A 21,509-nucleotide genomic window follows, 5' to 3' on the forward strand; every position below is an offset into this window, starting at 1 on the left:
CCGTTCCTGTCAATGCCCTGCCGTCGGTGCTGGCGCACCATGGCCGAGCTGCTGCTCGCTCCGGTCCATCGCGGTGCGTTCCTCGGAAAGGTCCAGCGAGCGGCTGAGCAGGAAGTAGACGACAGAGGTGACCACGAGTCCGACGAGCCAGGCGATGTCGACACCGCCAAGTGCGTCGGCAATTGGCCCGATGTAGCTCCAGGAACCGACCTGGGGCAGCACCATGAACGGGATTTCAGCCAGGAGACCGATGGCGAAGGCGACCAGACCACGCCACGCCCAGACTCCGTAGATGCCCTTGGGGGTGAACAGGTCGGTGATGGCGTAATGGCCCTTGCGGACCACGAAGTAATCGACCAGGTTCGTCGCCGTCCACGGAACCAGCAGATACAACATCAGGGTCAGTGCTGAGAAAACTGTGGCGACAGCCCCCGAGGTGATCGTACTGGCGATGAGGTACCACACCGCAGTCAGGATAAGGACGGTGATGATCCGGGCATTGCGGGTCGGTTTGATGGGCCGAAAGGAGTCGATGGTGGTCAGCACGGTGAGCATCCCGCCGTAGGCGTTCATTCCCATGGTGGCCGCCAGAGCGAGGGCCGAAAGCAGCGCGGTGGCGTCGCCAAGGTTGACGAACACGGTGTTTCCGGCCAGCTGGAGGCCGGCGAGGCCGTCTGTGGCACCGAGCCGGATTGCCAGCCAGGCCCCGAGGATGATGAGCCAGATCGCGGAGGAGGATGCGCCGAAGAAGACGGCTGCGATAACGGACCGGCTCCTGGTCTTGGACGGCAGGTAGCGCGAATAGTCGGAAACGTAAGGTGCGTAGGTGATGTTGTACGCCGCTGCCGCTGCGAACTGCGCCATGAACGCACCCCAGTTGAAGCCGTACTCAGTGGCGCTTGCGGCTCCGCCGGCGTTGCCGGTGATGACGCCGATGGTAAGGATCAGCATGAGCGGCAGGGAAACGTAGAGCAGCACGCGGAAGGCCTTGTGCACCCAGTCGTGTCCGAAGATCGCAAGAGCTGCCGCACCGAGGGCCGCGACGATGGCGATGATGGCAGGGCTCCAGCCGAAGGCGCTGCTTAGGCCGTCACTGAGGAGGACCGTGTCAACGACGTTGAAAGCCACATAGGTGAACAGAGTGGCAATCAAGGGAATCACTACGCCCCTGTAACCGAATTGGGCCCGCGACTGGATCATCTGCGGAAGACCCATGGTGGGCCCCTGAGAGGCATGGAAGGCCATAAAGACGGTTCCGACCGCGATGCCAAGGACGCTCGCGACGACGGTCCATCCCAGGCTCAGGCCCATCGAAGGGCCTATGAAACCGATCGGGATGGAGAAGTATTGGAAGTTGCCCAGGAACCACAGCGGCGTCTGGTGCCATAGCTTCCCGTGCCGTTCGTTATCGGGAACCCAGTCGATGGAGCGTATCTCGATCAGGGGTGCGCCGGGCCGCGCCTTGGGCTGGTCTGACGTTTCTGAGGTCATTGTCGACTCCGTGATCAGAAAGTGTTGAGTGAGAGGTGCTCGTGAACGGCCAGGATGCCGTCGGAGCCGGACCGGGTGAACAGGATGGTCTCCCGTTCCTCAGTGGTCGTCCGCTGCCCCTGTTCCTCGGTGGTGGTTGCCACGCTGTGCGAAAAGACCGCGGTTGTGCCGTAGAGCTGGATGAACGGATCACTGCTGTGGCAGCTGATCACTTTCCATCCTTCGGACACCCAGGTTCGCCACTGCGCTTCGTAGTCGTCCCGGCTGGTGAGCCGTGCAGGGGTCCCGTGGAAGATGAAAGTGGCCGCCGGGTCGAAAGAGGCGAAGTATGCGTCTTCGTCCATGGCGGCAAAAGCCGCAACGATACGGGATGCTGCCGAAGTGATTTCTTCCGGTGTTAACTGCGGGCTCATAGTTCTCCACTGTCTGGTCTGGCGTGTTGTGCCGTCCTGGGACTGCCGCCGGACTGAGCCGGCACGGTGATGGGAGTGATTCCGATCACATGAACGACTATGCAACACATGATGCTTAGAAGGCAACTATGTGTCCAAATTGGTCCCTTCTTCCTGCGTTCCGTAATGTCGGCTGCCTGGTCCGGCTTGTGCGCAAGCTGCCGAATGCAGAGCGAGGCCACACGCGGCCTCGGATAATCGGGTACAAAGTCGCGCCACGGAGAGTTCTCCGTGGCGCTTATTTGCTGATGAATTTGGTTTTATGAACTGCTCGACTGCATTCGTTGGCGTTCCGAAATGTGCTCTACCAGTTCGCCAACACGCTCCTCCGAGTAGTTGCGCGCGATGTCACCCTGGCTGATGATGCCAACTAACTTGTGGTCGGCAATGACCGGGAGCCGCCGGACCTGGTACTTCTCCATCATTTCGATGGCGGCGTCAACGTTCGCATCGGCGTCAATCCAGTGTGGCTTGCCCGTGGCGAGGTCGCGGGCCGGCATCTCGCGTGGATCGCGGCCCATGGCCACGCACTTGAGCACGATATCCCGGTCGGTGATCATGCCTTTCAACTTGCCGTCGTCACCACAGATCGGCAACGATCCGCAGTCTAGATCCAGCATCATCCGTGCGGCATCTGCGAGGGACTGGTTCTCCTTAATACACTGTGCATCCGTAGTCATGAATTCACGTACGGCACTCATTGGTCCTCCTTCATCGATTGGTGTATCGACGCAGAGTCACCGGGCACATGCGCCGATGTTGCCAGCCTACGCCGGGGCCAGCGCCGATGTCGACGGCGGTTCCGAACCTTCAGGGCAGTCAGGGACGTGGTCGCACAGGCAAGGTCCCGCCGTCGCCGGATAGCGGTCGCTACCTGTGTTCGTCATCAGTGCCTGTGAGGCGTCAGCCAATGCTGTGCGTGCCCCGCATCCGGAACTACGCTGTTTCATCTGGTCGTGCGGCTCCTAGTCGGGCCTTCCGACGACGACTTGTGACGGGCTGTGCGTGACGTACCCAGTGAGCCAGGAGGAGAGTGCACGGACCTTCTGTTGGGTGCCGGGGAGCAAGGCGAGGTGAACCGCGAGCCAGGAGAGGAACGCCAGTGGTCCTTGGAGTTGGATGCGTTTGCGGCCCAGTTCGGCGACTGCTGCCCCACGGCCGACCATGGCCATGTAACCCTTGTCCCAATACGCGAACGGCTGCCGTGTGCCGCCGGTAAGGTCAGCGTGGATGTTGCGGGCGGCCCATTTTCCGCACTGCTCGGCAACAGAGCCGAGCTGGGGCAGTTTGGCGCCGGTGGCGTCGGTGATGTTGGCGGAGTCACCCAGGACGTAGACGCCTTCGGCGCCGGGCGCGGTCAGGTCCGGCAGCACGTCGATGCGTCCGCCTTTCCCCTGCCGCAGGCCGGATTCGGCGATGATTTTTCCGGCTTTCAGGCCGCCGGCCCACACGACGATCTGCGCGGGAATGATAGTCCCATCCGCCAGCGTCACGCCGTCGGCTCGGACTTCGGTCACTCCCTGGCCCATGTGCAGCTGAACTCCAAGTTTTATCAGTCGGTCCCGGGTGTACGCCTGCGACTTGGCAGAGAAGGGCATGAGCACGTTCGGCACCATATCCACAAGATGGACGCGGCACCGGTCTGCCAGCCCGGGCGAAAAGTACTTGGGCACCAGGTACTTGATGTTCTCGGCGAGGGCGCCGGCTGTCTCGACTCCGGTGGGGCCGCCGCCGACCACAACCACGTCCGCGCGGCCGGCCTCCACACGGTCTGCCTGGTCCAGGGCTGTTGTGAAGGCAGCGCTCAGGCGGGTGGCGTCGGTCACTGAGTACAGCGGGTAGGCATGTTCTTCGGCACCGGGAGTGTTGAAGAAGTTCGGTACCGCGCCTGCGGCAATGACCAGGATCTTCGCCTGGAAGCGGGAGCCATCGACGGTGGTCACGGTACGGGTGGCGGAATCGATCGCCGTTACCTCCGCAGTGAGGACCCGGACACTTTTGGTGCTGCGGAACACGGACCGCAGCGGCCTGGCCACAGCGGACACGCCGATCTGCGAAGCAGCCACCTGGTAGAGGAGGGGCTGGAACTGGTGGTAGTTGTTCGCGTCGATAAGGAGTACCCGAATGCCTTTGCGCCCGAGTTGCTCAGCTGCTGTCATGCCGGCAAACCCGCCGCCGACCACGATCACCTGATATGTATCGTCCATTCGTGCAACATACCCTGCCAGACAAAGGTGCAACAGGGCATGTTTTCGGTTCTGGACAATTCATCACCCTCGCTGGCGGAGAGTACCGCAGATGGCAGGAACTGCCCGCCTCCAAGCTGCTTGGGCTGGTCAGCCGTGATGGTCCTTCTTCCGGTTTGGACTCTGAAGTGGTCAGTTGTTCCGAAGTATTTCAGTCGATGATTTCGACGCCGGTGAGGCGTTGTTCTTCGACATCGAGCCTGGTTTGCAGTCGCCGAGCGACGGTGTCATCGACCGTGCCAGGAATCATGAAGTAGCTGGCCAAGATGATCGCCAGGATCGCAGCCGGGTGGGCAGCGGATGTGGGTGCAGGTTTCATGCTTTCAATGGAACCGTGATTTCTTAGGCGCCGGGAGTTCCTGTCGTTCCGGGTAATGCCAGTGCCTCCCTCGGGCATCAGCCCCCGCGTAGCGTGGATGCCATGACACACAGCGACGACGTGCGGAAGTTCCCGACCTCCCGCCGAGCCAGAATCACGCCCGAGGAGGCAGGACTGCCCTCTACGGCGGCAACCGCCGGGTCACCGGCCTGCGCCGCGAGGAAGTCGCGATGCTCGCCGGGATGAGCGTCGACTACTACGTCCGCCTGGAGCGTGGAAACCTCTCCGGCGCCTCGGACAGCGTCATCGAGGCACTCGCCCGGGCCCTGAAGCCCGACGACGCCGAAACGGCCCACCTTTTCGATCTCGCCCGCGCCGCCACCGCCTCGCCTCGCGTGCGGCGCAAGCGCAGCCCGCAAACGGTGCGGCCTAGCGTGCAACGCGTCATCGACGCGATCACCACGGCCCCAGCCTGGGTCCGCAACGACCGCGGCGACGTCCTGGCGGCCAACGAACTCGGCCGGGCCCTCTACCTGGACCTGATGGCAGAACAAACCACCCCGCCAAACAGCGCACGGTTCACCTTCCTGAACCCGAAAGCGCGGGAGTTCTTCGCCGACTGGGACCGCAGCGCGGACGACATCGTCGCTGTCCTCAGGTCCACAGCCGGGAAAAACCCCTACGACAAAGACCTCACAGACCTCATCGGTGAACTCTCAACCCGAAGCGAGTAATTCCGCACCCGTTGGGCCCGACACGACGTGAAATACCACCGCACCGGCCGCAAACGGCTCCACCACCCGATCGTCGGGGACCTGGACCTGAGCTTCGAGGCACTCGAACTCCCCGCTGATCCGGGACTGCGGATCAACGTGTACACAGCAGACCCCGGGACCCGTCCGAGGATGCGCTAAGGTCCTGGCCAGCTGGGCCGCCACCCAGCGCGAAACCACAGCGGCCGCAGTCAAGGAGAAAAAATGAACCACCGTTCACGCACGGGTCCACCACCAGTGAACGCGACGTGCGGGACAACGACTATGCCGGCGTCGCGAACGTCCTTAAGGCACTGCCCGGCCGCGGGGTCCGCATCGCCCTCATGACCGCAATCGGCACCACACGGCCCGGCGTCGCGTATGCCCAGTGGAAGCTGCGCAGCAACGGCTTGTCCGCGCCAGCGGCAACGCCTATACGATCGTCCGGCCGGGCTGGTTCGACTACAACCAACCCGACCAGCGGAAGATCGCCCTGCTCCAGGGCGACAGACGGCAGTCCGGCTCACCCGCCGACGGCGTCGTCGCCCGCGACCAAATCGCCCGCGTACTCATCGACAGCCTGCACATCGATGCCGCTGACCACAAAACCTTCGAACTCGTCGCCGACCAAGGACCCGAACAAGAGGAGCTCACCACCGTCTTCACCTCACTCACGCCGGACTCGAAAGAATTTCTTGACGGGGCCGAAGACCTTGTCGACCTCCCCATCGACGATGAACCGCAGCCTTCCGCCGCGACCTCATCACGGTTGCGGCAAGAAACCCGTGAAGGACCGCTTAACTCCGGCCTGTGAGTCGCATTCTGGTTGAGTGTCACCCCAATGCGAGGGCCAGCTTAGGCGTAGGTCAGGCTCACCAACAGTGCTTTGAGTTGGGCGTATTGGTCTGTGGCCATCCATGCCCTGGCTGCGCCCCTGTTCGGGAATCCCGGGTCGTCGAAAAGAACACGGGTGCTCAGGCCGCCGTTACCCGTTGGCACGAGATTGCACCATGATGCGACGTTTTCGCCTTCCTCCAGCGACCGGGGATCGGTCAGCCCCATGACGTAGGCAACGCCTTTGCCATTCTCATAGCTTTCCGCGGCGAACCCGAACACGGGCTCCGTGCCGTCCTGTGCGGTCATTCCCGGAACTGCCGCTTCGTCGAGCACTCGACGTGACACGGGACCGCCGGCACAACCAGCGGTGAAGCCATGGGCCAGGGAGAGCAGATCGCTGCCGGCACCGTCGGCGACGATCACTTCAACGCCGGGAACTCCGACAGCGGGGAGCACGGTCCGCACCGTCCACGTGGCCGGATAGGCGAAGGAGATGTGTCCGTCGGGGAATGTGAAGGTCTTCAGGGCTGGATCTGCATGCTTCTTCGATGAGGCACCTACCACTGACGCGGGCACCTCCCTGGCGCCCGGGGCCGCCGGTGCGGCAGTGGAAGCTGGTGCGAAGGCCAGCCTCGGCGTGGACTCGGCTTTGTCATTCACGGTCCCGTTCGCGGTGGCGGCAGGATCACGTCCTGCCTGTGACCCGCACCCGCCAAGCATGAGGCTGGCGGCAAAACCCGCCATTGTGACGACCGTAAAGAATCCGGCGCGGTTTGAATTCATTTCTGTACCCCCAATATCTATGTCGGCGGGCTGAACGGCCCGCTCGATAACTAGGTTTCCGGAACCCCGCCGGGAGTTACCGTCAGATGAAGAAAATTTAGCCGCTGCCCGGCGCAGCGAGCCGGTGAACACCCCGAACCCGTTCGCAGTCATCTTTGGCTGCGCGGACTCCCGTCCGGCTGCGGAGATCATTTTCGACGTCGGCCTTGGCGATGTTTTCGTCGTGCACAGCAGGGCATGTTATTGATGAGATGAAGGGATAGTGCAGCTTCTGAAGCTATGAGAATTCCTTGATGAGATGGGCGAGAGTCTCGCAGCACAGGGATTTCGCCACTCAATCGCGTCAAGATCTACCCCTGAAGCAGTTATTAGGTATGGACTGAGGAACGCCCACGAATGCGGCTACGCTTCTCCTCATGATCCCGAATCACCAGCAGCTGATCGGACTCCTGGCCCACGCCGATCCGGGGTTTGTCGCCGGGGATTTTGCGACCAGATTCAGGAGTGCTTCCGGGCCGGAGGGCGAGACGGGCTCGTTTAGGTACTTCCCGGGCGGTTTCTGGGAGGTCACCCTCGACGGCGGTGGCCGGTTCGTTCAGGCGCCGTGGGGAATGCGGTTTGAGCAGGACTCAGGATATTTTGAGGAAGCCCCGGGCAGGGGTACGCCGCCGCGTCGTCCTCCATGGTCTCTGGTGTTGCCGCGGTACTCGACATTCCTGGGCCGGGAGGATGATGACTGGCAACTGGACGCCAGCCGGCCGATCGTGGAGGAACCGGGAGTGCTGATCGCTGCGCTTACAAACCTGGAGGCCCCCCAGTACAGGGGCACGATTACCGTCAGTTCGTACACCTACACGATCACCTCGGTCGATCTGGGCTACAGGCTGGAGACGCTCGCCATCGTACGGAGCGGGCCCAACGATGATGACCTGGCAGTGCTGGAGGACATCAAGGCCAGGGTCAAAGGGCGCGGGGGAGGCTGACCACCGCGGTGCAGGAACGGAACGGGGCAGGAAAGTGGGTCGGATGCAGGAGCCAGACAACTTTGCGGCGGAACTCTCGGCTGGCATGGTTGATGTCGGGACAATCCGGTGTGAGTGGCGGGGCTCAGACGCCACGCTCTTCATCGACGCCCAGGACTTTAGCGGTGCCCGGAGGGAATTCCGCTTTGCGGAGTCGCTGAGGGAGATCGAGTCGGCCATCACCATTGACGAGGCAACGTGGCGCTCCATCTGGGCCGACAGATCCTTGAAGGCAGCATCCATCGCGATGTTCTCGGTCCACGTCCAGGAGGCCGTCGCCACCGCGCCCGCCGGCGCTAGCGTACTCCGCCTGGTGCCCGGCGGAGTCATCGGCAGCCAACGGTGAACGAATCGTTGGCGTCTCACCGATGGTTCCCCATATTTTTCTGGACGGGTTGGTCCCATATTTCGGCTATCTAGAGTCCGATAAAGCTCGAGAGCTTTTTGACTCTGCCGCACGTCATGTAGCCAATTCTTGGTCCTTCAGTTCAGTCCTGGGCACAGAAGTTCTTGAATTTGTGCGAGCGGTTGAAGGCAGGAGAGGTGGCTTAGTCAGGAGCCGCCGCCGACGGTCACTCCCGAGGTAGGCGCCGGCGGGCGGGTACAGCCGCAGTTGGCGGCGGCATCACTACGATCAGCAGCGTCGCAATCGGCCCGAAAAAGACCGAGATGAAAAACCACACGAGCCGGCTCCGGTTCTTCTGCCCGGCTAACCGGCATTGATCAGTGCAATGGCCAGCCAGACGTCACCACCGCTGACGAAGCTGTCATTCATGGAGGTCCTCAGTCTCGTAGAGGGCGGACAGGGGTCATAGATGTGCTCCGGCCGAGGCGGCTTAGTTGGCTTCCCGGCCGGTAGCCCGGCTCTTCGCAGAAGGACCATAAAGGATCACTATCGCTCCCAGGATTCCCGCGCAATGGCTGGTAAGCCTGTTGATCCGGCGCATATTGCCACAAGTTCTTTGTTTGCTGGGGTAACTGCGGCAGTGCCCCGAAAACAACTCCCCGGTATCGGCCCCATTTCCCGGCAGCTGGGGTAAACACTTACCCTCAGGCGCCGTATTTCGCGCCTCGCACCATCTCAGGGATCTTCAACTTCACGCAGACTAATACCATTGGCGTGTGGGGTGGGTCGGTTGGCGGTGTAACTGTCGGCTGGGGCGGAGACGTTGGTAAAGGAATGCTGGGCTGTTACATGCGATTAGAAACAAATAGCAAAACAATGAAGCGATACAAGCGGAAACGCGAAACGGGGCTCGCGTACCTTATTTTCGGCGTTGCCGTCCTGGGCGGGACCTTTGCGCTGGTTATTTTTGGACGGTTGGAGGCGACGTGGCCCTCTTTCGCTGCTTTGGTCGCAGGGGCTGCGCTGGGGATCTGGCTCTTTCGATCCGGATCTCGTCACGGCTGGGTGCCGCTGCTGTGTCTGCTTGGCGCTTTGGCGGTGTGCGTGACTTTGTGGATGAACGTGGATGTGGTCGGTCCGGCAGGCATCGCATGGATCGGAGGGTTCGTCGCCGGAACGCATTTTGGAGTGGCTTGGAGGTTGGCCGCAAAAAACCAACAGGTAACGGCTGCAAAGGCGGCCTGGGCGGTGGATGGCCAAGGCTTCAGCACAGTGGCGGAGGCGCGGAAGGCGGCCGGTGCGGCGTTGCATGCCTTGGACGGGGGGACGCGTGGGCGTCTGTCCGTTGACCGCGGGTCGGCTCGTTTTGAAGTGGCTGGCGGTGTTGCGTTGGGGCTGGTCTGTCACCGGAATGCTGATGCTACCAACGAGGGGTCATGGGCGGTATTGGTGAGGTCTGCGGGTATCGCGGATGAGTCGGTGGAGATTCCGATGGGGGATGTGAAGGGATTCATGCCTTCTCGGTTGGTTCATGATCTGGATTCTGTTGAAGCGGCGTTGGCTGACTTTTGCAAGAACCCAGGGTCGTCGTCGTTCGGTCCCGAATGGGTGACGGGTAGCGAGGCTGGAGCCACGCGCCTAACGACATATTAGCGAAAGGGTCGTGGCTACCTGGCTGGAGAGTGCGGCCTTCTGCAGGCCCTTTTTGCCGGATCGGAATACAAGATGATCGGGCCACGGCCGATGCGATCGTATGCCGCACTGGTGCAGAACGGCCCCCTGCTCGCGGCTGAAAGTTTATCGTCGACTGGACAGCGTGCTACTCGGCGGGCGGTCGTTGTCGCTGTCGTTTCGTTGCTGCACGTTGTTCCTTGGCGGCGAGGCGCCGGCGGTTCGAACCGCGGGTGGGTTTGGTCGCCCGGCGGCGGGCAGCTTCGGGCGCAAGACCCTCTGCCACGAGGTCTGCCAGCTTGGCGAGGGCGATCTCGCGATTGCGTAGCTGAGAGCGCCGCTCGGAGGCGGTTACGGTGATCACCCCGGTGATGATTCGTCGGCCGAGACGCGTGAGCAGCATCAGCCGTTGGCCGTCGGAAAGGGCCACGGACTCGCTAACGTTCCAGGAGAGCTCGACGCGGCTGTCCGAGGTGTTGACGTGTTGACCGCCTGGCCCGGATGAACGCGAGAACCGCCAGCGCAGTTCCGATGCGGGAATTGTGAGCGCGGGAAACACCTCCAGATCCATACAGACCAGCCTTGCACAATACCGACACAGCTTCGGTACGTCGGTGTTCATGGGTTGGGGTGCTGATGCGCCTCCCGGCACTCCGGTCAGTGCAAAATGGCGCTGATCTTGCTCGGACCAGCCGCTCCGCCAGTTCGCCAAGGTCCAGGTTCAGGACGGCTTTGAGGGCGCGTGCCATATTGGGGGCTGCGGCAAGGAACCGGCCAAGTTTTCCTAAAGACCCCACTCGGCGGAGGAAGACGTCCGGGCGGGCCTGCGGAACTGGGATGAATCTCGCTTGGCGGCGGGACTAATTCGGCCGTTGGCGCAGTTATGCACGTGGGGCCCAACAGGGCTACGCGCACGCATCTTCCTTCGCTGACAACGGGAATGAGATTACATGACGACGACCACTGCCGAGGGAATAGGGTTCCGTTCCCGGCGGGGACCCATCCTAATTGCCCTGATGCTCTCGACGGGTTTGGTGGCGATCGACTCGACGATCGTTGCCACGGCGGTGCCTTCGATCGTGGATGACGTCGGCGGGTTCACGTCCTTTCCGTGGCTTTTTTCGGCCTATCTGTTGGCGCAGGCTGTATCGGTGCCGGTCTACGCGAAGCTCTCGGACGTCGTCGGCCGTAAACCGATCATCCTCAGCGGTATCGGTCTTTTCCTGCTCGGTTCGATCCTCTGCGGAGTGGCCTGGAGCATGCCGGCCCTCATCGCGTTCCGTGTGCTGCAGGGCCTGGGCGCGGGAGCAGTCCAGCCGGTGGCGATCACAATAGCGGGCGATATCTACACGCTGACCGAGCGGGCAAAGGTGCAAGGCTACCTTGCCAGCGTGTGGGCGGTATCGTCAGTCGTCGGCCCGACGCTCGGGGGCGTGTTTTCCTCACTGGGCATCTGGCGTGGGATCTTCCTCGTGAACATTCCCCTTTGCATCCTGGCAGCGTGGATGCTGATCCGAACCTTCCACGAAAATGTCGAGCGCGCGAAGCACCGGGTCGACTACTTGGGGGCGGCACTGCTGACATTTTCCCTCAGCCTGCTCATCCTTGGGGCCCTGGAGGGTGGCCAGGCGTGGGCCTGGAACTCTTCCATCAGTATCGCCGTCTTTGCCGTCGGGGCTCTGTTGTTCGCCGCATTCATGCTCGTCGAGAGCAAGGCTGCGGAGCCGGTCCTGCCGCCGTGGGTCGTGTCCCGTCGGCTGCTGGCGACGACGGCGATGATCTCTTTCGGCGTCGGTGCAGTCATGCTCGGCCTCACCTCTTACGTCCCCACGTTCCTCGAAGGATCCCTCCGGACCTCCCCGATTTTCGCCGGGCTCGCCTTGGCGGCACTGACCATCGGCTGGCCGATCAGTGCGTCCCAGGCGGGCCGTTTCTATCTTCGGATAGGTTTCCGGAGGACCGCCCTGATCGGCGTCACGGTCACAGTCATCGGGACAGCCGTTCTGGCCCTGACTGCCTCCGCACCCAACATTTTGGTGGCAGCGGCAGGTTGCTTCGTCGTCGGACTTGGACTGGGGTTGGTAGCGACCCCGAGCCTCATTGCCGCCCAGTCAAGCGTCGAATGGAATGAGCGCGGTGTAGTCACCGGTACCAATCTTTTTGCGCGTTCGATCGGCAGTTCCATTGGTGTCGCCGTTTTCGGGGCAGTTGCCAACGCGATCTACGCCAGTGCCCCCGGCGGCGTTTCCGATCCTCAGACAACTGTGTCGGCGTCGACCGCCGTTTTCCTGGCGGTATTGGTCTGTGCAGTACTCACCGTTGTTGCCGTTGTCGCGATGCCTGCCGTGGACAGCAAGAGCACCAGCCCGGACGCACCCGCCAAGGCCAAGGCGGCATCCGCACACGACTAGGTCCTGCAATCAGCCGCTGTGCACGGCTTGCTGCCTCTTCGATCGAACGGTTTGAACCGGCTGGGGGCGGGTGCCGGCCAGGATCATGCCCACCCCGGCCATCGAGGAGACCATCGCGGAGCCGCCGTAGGAGATGAACGGCAACGGCACGCCGATAACCGGGAGCAGGCCGGTGACCATGGCGATGTTTACGACGGCTTGACCGATGATCCAGGTGATCACGCTGGAGGAGACAATGCGGGCGAACGTGTCCTGGGTCCGGGCAATGACCTTGAAAACAGCGATGCCGAGGACCGTAAACATCACGAGCACCAGGAGAGTTCCAGCCAGTCCGAGTTCTTCACCGAGGATGGTGAAGGTGAAGTCGTTGTGGGCCTCGGGATCCAGTTCCATTTCTGCCGGCTCTGCCCCAGTCCCACGCCCAGCCATCCGCCGGAGGCCAGGGCGTACTGGCCGTGCAGCGCCTGGTAGCCGACCCCCTGGGAATCGTCAGCGGAACCCGCACCGAGCCAAGACGAAATGCGGGATACGCGGTTGCCACTGGTGGCGGCAAGGATGAGGGCTGCGACGGTGCAGAGAATTCCGGCTACGCCGAAGACTTTCATCCGCACCCCGCCGTAAAACATCGTGGCAGCGAGGATCATCATGATGATCATGGCGGTGCCCAGGTCATGGCCCAGGGCGACAAGCCCGATAATGAGGGCGCCGGTCGGCAGGAGCAGCGGCACGACGGCGTGCTTCCACTCATGCAGCAGGGCCTGCTTGCGGGACAGCACGGCCGCTGCCCAGACGATGAGCGCGAGCTTCGCGAACTCGGAAGGCTGGACCGTAAACCCGCCGAACCCCAACCAGTTCCTGTTGCCGTTCACGGTCATGCCCAGCGGTGTGAACACCAGGCCGAGGGCCACGACGGCGACCCCCAGAAGTGGCCAGGCGAGCCAACGGATGTGCCGGGTCCGGAGACGGGCCAGGCCGAACATGATGACTATGCCGGCCGCCGTCCACATGCCCTGCTTCAGCGGAAGGTCGTAGGGGTTCCTGCCGGCCGCCACTGACTCCACCGACGAGGCCGAGGCACCTCGATGAGGCCGAGTGCTGCCAGAACCAGCACGACCGCCAGGATGACAGGCGGGGTGCGGTCCCCGGACTCATCACCGAGCAGCCGTCCGATGCGGAGCAGAACATCGCTGCGCCCCGTCCCACTGGCCGATGGATTCTTGACGGTCATTTAGCCATCACTGTTTCCTTCCCTCGGGTCGGCCCTGCTCCGGGCCGTTCCGGGAAGGAGAAACCCACCGGGGAGAAATCATACGTCCTGGTCGGCGGCATCCGGTGCTTTGCCGGACTTGAGGTCATCCCCTGTAGAGGTGCCTGCGCCGCGGCTGTCTGACCGGGGGAGTGGAACAGAAGTGTTGGAGGTCGGCGACCAGCCGGTAGTACCGGTCGGATTCGAGTGCGGCGAGTGCTCTGTCATAGGCCGCTTCATACGCGGTTTCCTGGACGGTGCGCGCGTGCTGGTTCCGTAGGGTCTTTTCATGCACGGCTGCGGAGCGGCTGAGTGGTGCCAGGGACTCGGAGAGCCATGTCAGCTCTGCCCGGAGCTCATCCACTGCAGTCCTGTTGAACAGCTTGCGGTCCCCGAGCGCGGACCATACCCGGCGCGCGGCGGCACTCATGGCATTTGAGGCGTCCTGTTCGCCGGATCGCACGCTGGGGTCGTAAGAGAGCAGCCCCGCCACCTGGTCGAAAAGGAAGGATGACGCTGCCGCCTCGGCTTGGTGGTGGGCTTTCTCCAGAGCTATCAGCATTTTTCCGTCCCGACTGTCCCGATGCCCGGGCCGGAACAAGGCCCAGTTGATTCATCGCCTTCTACACCCTCCATGGTGACCCGCGGACCTGAGACACGCATGAGAAGCCTGTGAGGGTCTTCTCACGCGCGCTTTGCCACTGGACAGGGAGCCGGGGCTGTCTAAGCTGATGCTTGCAAGCAAGCTCACCGCGAGGCGATGGAGGTCGCCATGAGGAGGGTAGAGCAATGACTGAAGGTATGGGCAGGGTGGTCTGCGACATCACCGTTACCGCCGACGGATACTCGGCCGGGCTCAACCAGACCGAGCAGCGCCCGTTCGGCGACGACGGCGGCGACGGCTCCGGCGACGGGCTGCATGCCTGGATGTTCAAGACTCCCGACGAGAACCGGGCGGAGATCGACCAGATCGTTGCCGCTAAAGCATTCATCATGGGGCGCAACATGTTTGGCCCTGTGCGTGGTGAGTGGGATCGGCAGTGGAACGGGTGGTGGGGCGACGACCCGCCCTTCCACCACCCTGTCTTCGTGCTCACGCACCACGCCCGCGAACCGCAGCCGATGGGCGGCGGCACCACGTTCCACTTCGTTACCGACGGCGTCGAGTCGGCGCTGGCACAGGCACGCGCGGCGGCCGGCGACGGCGATGTCGCGATCGGGGGCGGCGCGACAACCATCAATCAGTACCTGGCCGCCGGTCTGATCGACGAACTGCGCGTGCACATTGCTCCGCTCACGTTCGGCGCCGGCACCCGGCTGTTCGAGGGCGTCCCGCCGCTTAAGCTCGAGCAGGTGAAGTCGCGGGCGGCGACACTCGTGACGCACGTAACCTACCGCGTACTGTCCTGATCTGGTCGAGCAGCGACGAACTGCCGTATATAGCTTTAGCTCAGGTAGGCGTCGGCCACGGACAGTGCCTCGTCCAGGATAGCCAGGCCCGCGGCCGCATCAGAGTCGGTCACGTTGAGGGGTGGAGCGACGTTGACACGGTTGCCCTGAATCAGCGGCAAAAGCCCCCGGTCCAGGCATGCCTTGGCGACGGCAACCATCGGTGCGTTGTCAGCGGCTGTGGCTCCTGCGGGCACGAGCGGCTCTTTCGTCTGCCGGTTGCGGACCAGCTCCAGGCCCCAGAGGCCGCCGATACCCCGCACATCCCCGACGGACACGTGCTTCTCGGCAAGCACCCTCAGCGCTGGCCCTAGGACATCCTTGCCAAGGCGGGCAGCTGCCGCTTCGGTGCCTTCCTCGTGCATCGCGTTGATGGCGCCGACGGCTGCTGCGCAGGCCAGAGGGTGGCCGCTGTACGTCATGCCCGCCGGGTAGGGGCGTTTGGTGAAAGTCTCATAGATCGTGTCGCTGACGAGTACGCCGCCCAGCGGAACGTACCCGGAGTTGACGCCTTTCGCGAACGCCATCAGGTCGGGTGCCACACCAGCGTGGTCCACGCCAAACCAGGCTCCCGTGCGGCAAAAACCCACCATCACCTCATCGGCGATGTAGACAATGCCGTGGCGGTCGCACAACTCGCGAACCCCGCGCAGGTAGCCGGGCGGCGGCACGATGACACCCGAACTGCCGATGACTGATTCCAGGACCAGGCCGGCGATAGTCGACGGGCCTTCCAGGAGGATCACCTGCTCGAGATGGGCCAGCGCCCGCTCAGACTCTTCCTCCGGAGTCTTTGATCCGAAGGCGGATCGGTACAGGAAAGGACCGAAGAAGTGTACGGCGCCAGCTGCGCCCATGTCCGAGGGCCACCGGCGCGGGTCGCCCGTGAGGTGGATTGATGTGGTCGTCGAGCCATGATACGAGCGGTAGGCAGCGAGCACCTTGGGCCGTCCCGTGTGCAGACGCGCCATCCGCACTGCATGCTCGATAGCCTCGGTCCCGCCGGTGGTGAACAGCACGTGCCCGAGATGCTCCGGTGCGACCTCTACTATCAGCCGGGCCGCTTCGCCCCGTACATCGGATGCGTTGCCGGGTGCGAGGGTGCACAATCGGTCAGCTTGCTCCTTGATCGCAGCGACAATTCGGGGATGCTGGTGACCGAGGTTGGTGAACACCAGCTGCGAGCTAAAGTCCAGGTAGCGCCTTCCGTCGCCGTCGAAGACGTGGCTCCCGGAGCCGCCGATCAACGTAGGCACCTCGCGCGGCCCCTGCACAGCCCAGGGGTGGAAGACCAGATCGTCGAGATTCATGACATCCTCCGTTGCTTGCGTGCCGGATGGTTCACTCCACTGCTTCACATTGGCACCTTCCGGCAGCAGTTTCCAGAGCACTTCCCCCTTGCCCAGGCGCGACGCGTGGCGCGGTCCTTCGGCGCGCCAGGAAGTCGACGGAGCGGGCCCTTGAACGGCCGGTGGCTCCATGGATAGCATTGCCGGCACGGGCGTCGACGGCGCAGCGTACCCGGTGGCGCAGCGTCTCGACGGCCAGTGACGTCGATCAGATCGAGGAGACGGCCATGGGTGAAATGCCTGCAGAAACGTCATCAGCGGACCTGATGGTCGACCTGATCATCTCCCTGGACGGGTATGCCTCGGCCGAGGGGTGGCCCGGCTGGTGGGGCTTGGAGGGGCCGGAATACCTGGGCTGGCTCGAGGAGGAGGGAAAGAAGAACTACGCCTTCCTCATGGGGGCGAACACGTACCGGGCGATGTCCAGCATGTCCGAGGAGGCGGCGGCCGAGGGGTCGGGATTCTCCAAGGAGGAGGGGGCCGCCCTGACCGGCCTTGACGCCGTGCCCAAGGTGGTCTTCTCCTCCACCCTGCAGGCACCCCTGACTTGGCCGAACTCGAAGCTGGTGACCGGGAACGCCGTCGAGGCCGTGCGGGAGATGAAACGGACCGGGACCAGGCCCTTGAGCACGCTCGGCAGCCTCAGCCTCTGCCGGTCCTTGCTGACCGCCGGCCTCGTGGACCGGTTCCGCTTGGTCGTCTTCCCTGTGATCACAGGACGCACCGGGCGGGAACGGATCTACGACGACTATCCGGACGTCTCGCTCGAAATGGTGGACAGCCGGACCTTCGACGGCCGGCTCCAGCTGCTGGAGTACATCCCCACCGTGCTCGACGGCCCGCCGGACAGCAATGCAGGGTAAGTCAAATCCGGGCAGATCACGGCCTCGTTGTCCTTGCTGGTTTGGGGCCGGTGCAGCCGGTCGCCTACGATGTTTAGCGTTATGGCGGCTTCCAGCAGTACCCCTAAACGGTCCGGAGTGCATGCACCCGGCCCGATTTTCGTAGACTCTTCGGGGCGGCGGCTGCGGTGGGCACGCGTCGCCGGCTTCCTCGCTCTCGTCCTCGTGGCGGGATACGTGGTTCTTTTCCTGGTCGCCATTTTCGGCGGTCCCGACATCGTCGCACCGTATCTGCCGAAGCCTGCCGGTCCGGCACTGCAGGCCGAAAAGAAAGTCCAGGCCGAACGGCCGTCCGCCACGCCCCAGCCCCCTGCCGCAGGGATTGTTCAGGCAGTCACAACCAACCCGGGTGAAGGGGCACTGCCGGTTGGGCAAGCGGTCGCGGGTGCTCCGGCGGCGCCCGCAGCATCCGGTTCCAGGAGCCAGGCGGCCCAACCGGCTGGAAGTCCCGTGCAGGCTGGTACCGCCGCGACGCCCGCACCCGTGGCGCCGGCACCCATAGGTCACGGCCCGGCCGAACCGGCGCCCGCAGGTCAAGGCCCCGCCCAACCGGCGCCGACGACGGCCCCGACCGCACCCGGAAAGTCTGACACCGCTCCGGGACAGGCGGCTCGCCCGACACCGCCTCCGCATCCGTGAGCCGCCACCGTAAATCAAGGGGCCCCGTCTCAGTCCGCGCGCACTGGCTGGTTCTCTGCGCGGTTCTGTTCGCCGTTGCCTTCGCGCTGACGGTGCAGGGATACCTGCACCACCTGGCCGGGATCGGCAATGATGCCGCCCCCGCCGCTGGTTCCACGTCCGGCGTCCCCGCCTCCGTATCCAAGGGAGGCCCGGTCATCGACGCCCGGGGAGGAAGCATCCGCACCGTGGGTCCGCCAGAGCGCACGCTCGCGCTGACATTCGACGACGGCCCGGACGCCGCCTGGACCCCGCGGATCCTCGATGTCCTGAAAAAGCATCACGTTCATGCCACCTTCTTCGTGGTCGGCACCGCGGCCGTCGACCATCCCGACCTCGTCCGGCGCATCGTCGCGGACGGACACGAGATCGGGGTTCACACCCTAACGCACGCAGATCTTGGGCGCTCGCCCGACTGGCGCCAGAAACTTGAGGTGCAGGGCGCCCAGCAGATCATCATGGGCCTCACGGGGCAGGCGGCATCCTTGCTCCGGCCGCCGTTCAGCTCCGGGAACAACGAGGTCACCGACCCTGCCTGGGCCTCCATCCGCGCCGCAGCTGATGAGGGGTACCTGACAGTGCTGACCACGCAGGACAGCGAGGACTGGAAGCGGCCAGGGGTTGGGTCCATCGAGCGGAACCTCGCACCAACCGGAAATCGGGGCCAGGTGCTGCTGATGCACGACGGCGGCGGAGACCGCGGCCAGACCGTTGCGGCACTGGACTCGCTCCTTTCCCGTCTGGACCGGCAGGGCTACGACGTGACCACGGTCGGGGACGCCATTGGAGTGTCCAGCACACGCCAGGCCACACCGGCCGAGCAGGCAAGCGGGGCCGCATTCATCTGGGGCATCAGGCTCAGCGAGTGGCTGGTGGTGGCAATTTCGTGGGCACTCGTGGCAAGCGGCTTCGTGACCGTCGTCCGGGCTGTCCTCGTCATGGGCGCCGCAGTGAGGCACTGCCGTGCGACACGGCGCCAGCGGCTGGCTGGCAGTGCTGCCGGTGGAACGGCAATTACAGAGCCCGTGACAGTCATCGTCCCTGCGTATAACGAGTCGGCCGGGATCGAGGCCGCCGTGCGTTCCATCGCCGCTTCGACCCATCCGGTCGAGATCGTCGTCGTGGACGATGGGTCAACGGACGGTACCGCGGACCTTGTGGAGGCCCTCAACCTGCCGGGTGTGACGCTCATCCGGAAAGAAAATGGCGGAAAGCCATCCGCGCTCAACGAGGGCCTGTATGCCGCCAGCCACGACCTCGTTGTCATGGTCGACGGCGACACCGTCTTCGAGCCCGACACGGTCCGGGCGCTCATCCAGCCCTTCGCCGACCCGAGGGTGGGCGCGGTCTCAGGAAACACGAAGGTCGCCAACCGCGGCGGCATCCTTGGGGCATGGCAGCACATCGAATATGTCGTCGGCTTTAACCTGGACCGCCGCCTGTTCGACGTCGCCGAATGCATGCCTACCGTGCCGGGAGCCGTCGGCGGGTTCCGCCGCGACGCACTCGTCCGGGTGGGCGGGGTGAGCGACGAGACGCTGGCCGAAGACACCGACCTGACAATGTCGCTGTGCCGCGACGGCTGGCGCGTCGTGTACCAGGACGACGCCCGGGCGTGGACCGAGGCGCCGGCGACGCTTGGTGCCTTGTGGAAGCAGCGGTACCGCTGGTGCTATGGAACCCTTCAGGCCATGTGGAAGCACCGCGGCGCGGTGGTCCAGGGCGGACAGGCCGGCAAACTCGGTCGCCGGGGCCTCGGCTATCTACTCGTGCTCCAGGTCCTCCTTCCGCTGTTCGCACCGGTCGTTGATGTATTCGCCGTTTACGGTCTGTTCTTCCTTGACCCGATGCGCATCGCCGTCCTGTGGCTCGTGTTCCTCGTGGTGCAGTTGCTCATGGCCGCTTACGCATTCCGGCTTGACAGGGAACGTCTGGGCCCGCTTTGGACCCTCCCGCTTCAGCAGTTCGTGTACCGGCAGCTGATGTACCTGGTGGTCATCCAGTCCGTCGTCACAGCGCTTGCGGGTGTACACCTTCGCTGGCACCGCATGGAGCGGTACGGGAGCTTGCGCGTCCCGCCTGTGAGCCGGAAGCAGGCGTAGGTGCTGCTGCAGGCCCGATGTCGTTATCATTCCGGCGCTGTTCGTTAGGGACCGTTTACGGTCCGTTCTGCCGGGAAGTTTTCCGACCCTTGACGGCTTGCCCGCGGCTTGGCATGGTGGAATTTGGATGGAGGAGGCCACCATGCAAGAGAAAAGCTGGTCGGTGAACATCGCAATCGACGAACATGAAGGCCAAACGAGGGCCACGGCGCGATTGCGCGCCGGGAACAGGCCCGAACTGGAAGGTATCGGAATGGCCAGGCTGAACCCCGCCGACTCCGACGTCCCCGACATCGGGGATGAGCTGGCGACCGCCCGCGCTCTGGCGGATTTGGCCCATCAGCTAATTGAGGTCACCGCTGCCGATATAGAAAAAGTCACCAAAGCCCCTGCGCATCTGCGCGCCTAGCCCTGCATGGGCAGCTCTGAGGGATCAGAGCAACGCCCGGCTGGGAAATCCCGGCCGGGCGTCGGAGTGGCTTGCTTGAGCTGCTACAGGTTCGCTTCAGCGTAGATGCGCAGCGCGTCACGGACGAAAGCGGCTCCGGACTCGCCGCCGTAGTTTGCGCTGAACCGCGGATCCGCGACATACATCTCACCCAGGCCCATGACATAGCCCTTCACGTCACCGTCCGGCGCTGCCGCGGGTGTTCCTGGGATGCCGCGAAGCCATTCCACCTGCCGCCGGGCAAGATCCTGGGCCTCGGCGCTGTCAGCTGCCATACCCGAGCCCGCCGCGGCGATCCAGTCGCTGCCGAGCTGCTGTGAGCGTTGCTTCCAGGCCGCCTTCTGGCCGGCGTCCATTCCGCGCCACCAGGCGTCGCTGCTGGCGTAGGCATCCTTGCCCCAGCGCTCCTCCACCTCATCCTTGTAGCGGGCGTGGTCAAAGCCGTCGAACATGTTTTCTGCCATAAGTTCTCCACCTCCTTTCACCGCGTCAATCGTGCGCTGGACCGACGAAATTTGCCGGTTCAGCCTGTCCTGCTCCTGCCGGAGCCACTGCAGGTGGCCACTCAGGGCTGTGGCGGCGTCCGACTCCTTGCCCAGCACCTCGGCGATCACCGGCAGGCCCAGGCCCAGTTCACGCAGCAGCAGAATCCGCTGAAGCTGGATCAGTGCTTCCTGGTCGTAGTGCCGATAGCCGTTGCGGGCAATCCGGCTGGGCCTCAGCAGGCCGATGTCGTCATAGTGGCGCAGGGTCCGGCTGGTGGTCCCGGCGATCCTGGCGATCTGCTGGATCGACCAGTCCATGCGCTCCTCCTTCCGCTATTGATCCGATGTTCCGACTCTAAAGGTTGACGTTGCGGCAAGGTCAAGGACCGGCCATCGAGACGCCTGGACTCGTACTTTGCCTCAAGGGAGAGATTCCGGGATGGCGACGGTCCGGTCATAGGACGACTAATTACTTGAAGCTTTAACTAAATGGGACTACGCTTAACTTCAAGGTTCAAGT

18 protein-coding genes and 4 pseudogenes are annotated in these 21,509 nt (G+C 63.7%); 11 read left to right on the forward strand and 11 right to left on the reverse strand.

Translation table 11 applies throughout. From position 1 onward, the window contains the following. Positions 1–9: 9 nt before the first annotated feature. The 5 genes from QFZ23_RS12615 to QFZ23_RS12635 all read right to left on the reverse strand — a co-directional run bounded on the left by QFZ23_RS12615 (position 10) and on the right by QFZ23_RS12635 (position 4,508). Complete coding sequence (locus QFZ23_RS12615; RefSeq protein WP_306923376.1) at positions 10–1,491, reverse strand: purine-cytosine permease family protein; 1,482 nt, start codon at positions 1,489–1,491, stop codon at positions 10–12. Positions 1,492–1,505: 14 nt separating this feature from the next. After that, entirely contained in the window at positions 1,506–1,904 is a 399-nt protein-coding gene (locus QFZ23_RS12620; RefSeq protein WP_306923378.1) for a YybH family protein, read from the reverse strand. A 299-nt stretch (positions 1,905–2,203) separates the two neighbouring features. Then, positions 2,204–2,644 carry a CBS domain-containing protein gene (locus tag QFZ23_RS12625; protein ID WP_306923380.1) on the reverse strand — a complete coding sequence of 147 codons (441 nt, stop codon included), beginning with the start codon at positions 2,642–2,644 and terminating at the stop codon, positions 2,204–2,206. A gap of 264 nt (positions 2,645–2,908) precedes the next feature. Further along, positions 2,909–4,150 carry an NAD(P)/FAD-dependent oxidoreductase gene (locus QFZ23_RS12630; protein ID WP_306923382.1) on the reverse strand — a complete coding sequence of 414 codons (1,242 nt, stop codon included), beginning with the start codon at positions 4,148–4,150 and terminating at the stop codon, positions 2,909–2,911. 190 nt (positions 4,151–4,340) lie between these two features. After that, on the reverse strand, positions 4,341–4,508 hold the full coding sequence (locus tag QFZ23_RS12635; RefSeq protein WP_306923383.1) for a hypothetical protein: 168 nt from the start codon (positions 4,506–4,508) through the stop codon (positions 4,341–4,343). Between the two features lie 102 nt (positions 4,509–4,610). On the opposite strand from QFZ23_RS12635, the pseudogene QFZ23_RS12640 reads away from it, so the two are divergent. Together QFZ23_RS12640 and QFZ23_RS12645 are read left to right on the forward strand one after the other, a co-directional pair. Continuing rightward, a pseudogene (locus QFZ23_RS12640) lies at positions 4,611–5,489 on the forward strand (helix-turn-helix transcriptional regulator). A 156-nt stretch (positions 5,490–5,645) separates the two neighbouring features. Beyond that, positions 5,646–6,074, forward strand: a pseudogene (locus QFZ23_RS12645) (NAD(P)H-binding protein); the annotation flags it as partial. A gap of 41 nt (positions 6,075–6,115) precedes the next feature. Here QFZ23_RS12645 and QFZ23_RS12650 read toward each other — a convergent pair. Further along, positions 6,116–6,880: a hypothetical protein gene (locus tag QFZ23_RS12650; RefSeq protein WP_306923385.1), complete on the reverse strand. Its 765-nt coding sequence runs from the start codon at positions 6,878–6,880 to the stop codon at positions 6,116–6,118. 139 nt (positions 6,881–7,019) lie between these two features. Between QFZ23_RS12650 and QFZ23_RS12655 the strand changes: the two are divergent. The 4 genes and pseudogenes from QFZ23_RS12655 to QFZ23_RS12670 all read left to right on the forward strand — a co-directional run. Continuing rightward, positions 7,020–7,128: pseudogene (locus tag QFZ23_RS12655) on the forward strand (carbonic anhydrase); the annotation flags it as partial. A 168-nt stretch (positions 7,129–7,296) separates the two neighbouring features. Further along, positions 7,297–7,863 carry a hypothetical protein gene (locus tag QFZ23_RS12660; protein ID WP_306923387.1) on the forward strand — a complete coding sequence of 189 codons (567 nt, stop codon included), beginning with the start codon at positions 7,297–7,299 and terminating at the stop codon, positions 7,861–7,863. Positions 7,864–7,906: 43 nt separating this feature from the next. Continuing rightward, positions 7,907–8,248, forward strand: a complete 342-nt coding sequence (locus tag QFZ23_RS12665) for a hypothetical protein (protein WP_306923389.1) — start codon at positions 7,907–7,909, stop codon at positions 8,246–8,248. Between the two features lie 849 nt (positions 8,249–9,097). After that, on the forward strand, positions 9,098–9,901 hold the full coding sequence (locus QFZ23_RS12670; protein WP_306923391.1) for a hypothetical protein: 804 nt from the start codon (positions 9,098–9,100) through the stop codon (positions 9,899–9,901). Positions 9,902–10,067: 166 nt separating this feature from the next. On the opposite strand, the gene arfB is transcribed toward QFZ23_RS12670, so the two are convergent. Next, complete coding sequence (arfB, locus tag QFZ23_RS12675; RefSeq protein ID WP_306923393.1) at positions 10,068–10,490, reverse strand: alternative ribosome rescue aminoacyl-tRNA hydrolase ArfB; 423 nt, start codon at positions 10,488–10,490, stop codon at positions 10,068–10,070. Between the two features lie 445 nt (positions 10,491–10,935). Here arfB and QFZ23_RS12680 point away from each other — a divergent pair, with 445 nt between their 5' ends. Further along, positions 10,936–12,330, forward strand: a complete 1,395-nt coding sequence (locus QFZ23_RS12680; RefSeq protein ID WP_306926823.1) for an MFS transporter — start codon at positions 10,936–10,938, stop codon at positions 12,328–12,330. Between the two features lie 9 nt (positions 12,331–12,339). Here QFZ23_RS12680 and QFZ23_RS12690 read toward each other — a convergent pair. Together QFZ23_RS12690 and QFZ23_RS12695 are read right to left on the reverse strand one after the other, a co-directional pair. After that, a pseudogene (locus QFZ23_RS12690) lies at positions 12,340–13,391 on the reverse strand (FtsW/RodA/SpoVE family cell cycle protein). 291 nt (positions 13,392–13,682) lie between these two features. Then, positions 13,683–14,138: a CHAD domain-containing protein gene (locus tag QFZ23_RS12695; protein WP_306923397.1), complete on the reverse strand. Its 456-nt coding sequence runs from the start codon at positions 14,136–14,138 to the stop codon at positions 13,683–13,685. Positions 14,139–14,365: 227 nt separating this feature from the next. Between QFZ23_RS12695 and QFZ23_RS12700 the strand changes: the two genes are divergently transcribed. Beyond that, complete coding sequence (locus QFZ23_RS12700; RefSeq protein ID WP_306923399.1) at positions 14,366–14,986, forward strand: dihydrofolate reductase family protein; 621 nt, start codon at positions 14,366–14,368, stop codon at positions 14,984–14,986. Positions 14,987–15,021: 35 nt separating this feature from the next. Here QFZ23_RS12700 and QFZ23_RS12705 read toward each other — a convergent pair whose 3' ends face one another. After that, positions 15,022–16,383 (reverse strand): aspartate aminotransferase family protein, encoded by a 1,362-nt coding sequence (locus QFZ23_RS12705; protein ID WP_306923400.1) that lies wholly within the window; start codon positions 16,381–16,383, stop codon positions 15,022–15,024. Positions 16,384–16,601: 218 nt separating this feature from the next. On the opposite strand from QFZ23_RS12705, the gene QFZ23_RS12710 reads away from it, so the two are divergent. From QFZ23_RS12710 to QFZ23_RS12720, 3 genes are all read left to right on the forward strand, one after another. Continuing rightward, a complete protein-coding gene (locus QFZ23_RS12710) occupies positions 16,602–17,237 on the forward strand; it encodes a dihydrofolate reductase family protein (protein ID WP_306923401.1) in 636 nt (211 codons plus the stop codon). 674 nt (positions 17,238–17,911) lie between these two features. Beyond that, positions 17,912–20,056 carry a bifunctional polysaccharide deacetylase/glycosyltransferase family 2 protein gene (locus tag QFZ23_RS12715; protein ID WP_306923402.1) on the forward strand — a complete coding sequence of 715 codons (2,145 nt, stop codon included), beginning with the start codon at positions 17,912–17,914 and terminating at the stop codon, positions 20,054–20,056. Positions 20,057–20,183: 127 nt separating this feature from the next. After that, complete coding sequence (locus QFZ23_RS12720; protein WP_306923403.1) at positions 20,184–20,465, forward strand: DUF1876 domain-containing protein; 282 nt, start codon at positions 20,184–20,186, stop codon at positions 20,463–20,465. 83 nt (positions 20,466–20,548) lie between these two features. On the opposite strand, the gene QFZ23_RS12725 is transcribed toward QFZ23_RS12720, so the two are convergent. Then, on the reverse strand, positions 20,549–21,307 hold the full coding sequence (locus QFZ23_RS12725) for a MerR family transcriptional regulator (protein ID WP_306923404.1): 759 nt from the start codon (positions 21,305–21,307) through the stop codon (positions 20,549–20,551). Positions 21,308–21,509: the final 202 nt, after the last annotated feature.

This window comes from Arthrobacter globiformis, assembly GCF_030818015.1.
GTDB lineage: Bacteria > Actinomycetota > Actinomycetes > Actinomycetales > Micrococcaceae > Arthrobacter > Arthrobacter globiformis_C.

What these genes read in the sequence shown, in the direction of transcription:
- QFZ23_RS12725 (WP_306923404.1), bottom strand. Translation starts at nt 21,307, where the DNA reads ATGGACTGGTCGATCCAGCAGATCGCCAGGATCGCCGGGACCACCAGC.
- QFZ23_RS12620 (WP_306923378.1), bottom strand. Translation starts at nt 1,904, where the DNA reads ATGAGCCCGCAGTTAACACCGGAAGAAATCACTTCGGCAGCATCCCGT.
- QFZ23_RS12695 (WP_306923397.1), bottom strand. Translation starts at nt 14,138, where the DNA reads ATGCTGATAGCTCTGGAGAAAGCCCACCACCAAGCCGAGGCGGCAGCG.
- QFZ23_RS12680 (WP_306926823.1), top strand. Translation starts at nt 10,936, where the DNA reads ATGCTCTCGACGGGTTTGGTGGCGATCGACTCGACGATCGTTGCCACG.
- QFZ23_RS12670 (WP_306923391.1), top strand. Translation starts at nt 9,098, where the DNA reads ATGCGATTAGAAACAAATAGCAAAACAATGAAGCGATACAAGCGGAAA.
- QFZ23_RS12660 (WP_306923387.1), top strand. Translation starts at nt 7,297, where the DNA reads ATGATCCCGAATCACCAGCAGCTGATCGGACTCCTGGCCCACGCCGAT.
- QFZ23_RS12625 (WP_306923380.1), bottom strand. Translation starts at nt 2,644, where the DNA reads ATGAGTGCCGTACGTGAATTCATGACTACGGATGCACAGTGTATTAAG.
- QFZ23_RS12665 (WP_306923389.1), top strand. Translation starts at nt 7,907, where the DNA reads ATGCAGGAGCCAGACAACTTTGCGGCGGAACTCTCGGCTGGCATGGTT.
- QFZ23_RS12630 (WP_306923382.1), bottom strand. Translation starts at nt 4,150, where the DNA reads ATGGACGATACATATCAGGTGATCGTGGTCGGCGGCGGGTTTGCCGGC.
- arfB (WP_306923393.1), bottom strand. Translation starts at nt 10,490, where the DNA reads ATGGATCTGGAGGTGTTTCCCGCGCTCACAATTCCCGCATCGGAACTG.
- QFZ23_RS12700 (WP_306923399.1), top strand. Translation starts at nt 14,366, where the DNA reads ATGACTGAAGGTATGGGCAGGGTGGTCTGCGACATCACCGTTACCGCC.
- QFZ23_RS12615 (WP_306923376.1), bottom strand. Translation starts at nt 1,491, where the DNA reads ATGACCTCAGAAACGTCAGACCAGCCCAAGGCGCGGCCCGGCGCACCC.
- QFZ23_RS12650 (WP_306923385.1), bottom strand. Translation starts at nt 6,880, where the DNA reads ATGAATTCAAACCGCGCCGGATTCTTTACGGTCGTCACAATGGCGGGT.
- QFZ23_RS12720 (WP_306923403.1), top strand. Translation starts at nt 20,184, where the DNA reads ATGGAGGAGGCCACCATGCAAGAGAAAAGCTGGTCGGTGAACATCGCA.
- QFZ23_RS12710 (WP_306923401.1), top strand. Translation starts at nt 16,602, where the DNA reads ATGGGTGAAATGCCTGCAGAAACGTCATCAGCGGACCTGATGGTCGAC.
- QFZ23_RS12635 (WP_306923383.1), bottom strand. Translation starts at nt 4,508, where the DNA reads ATGAAACCTGCACCCACATCCGCTGCCCACCCGGCTGCGATCCTGGCG.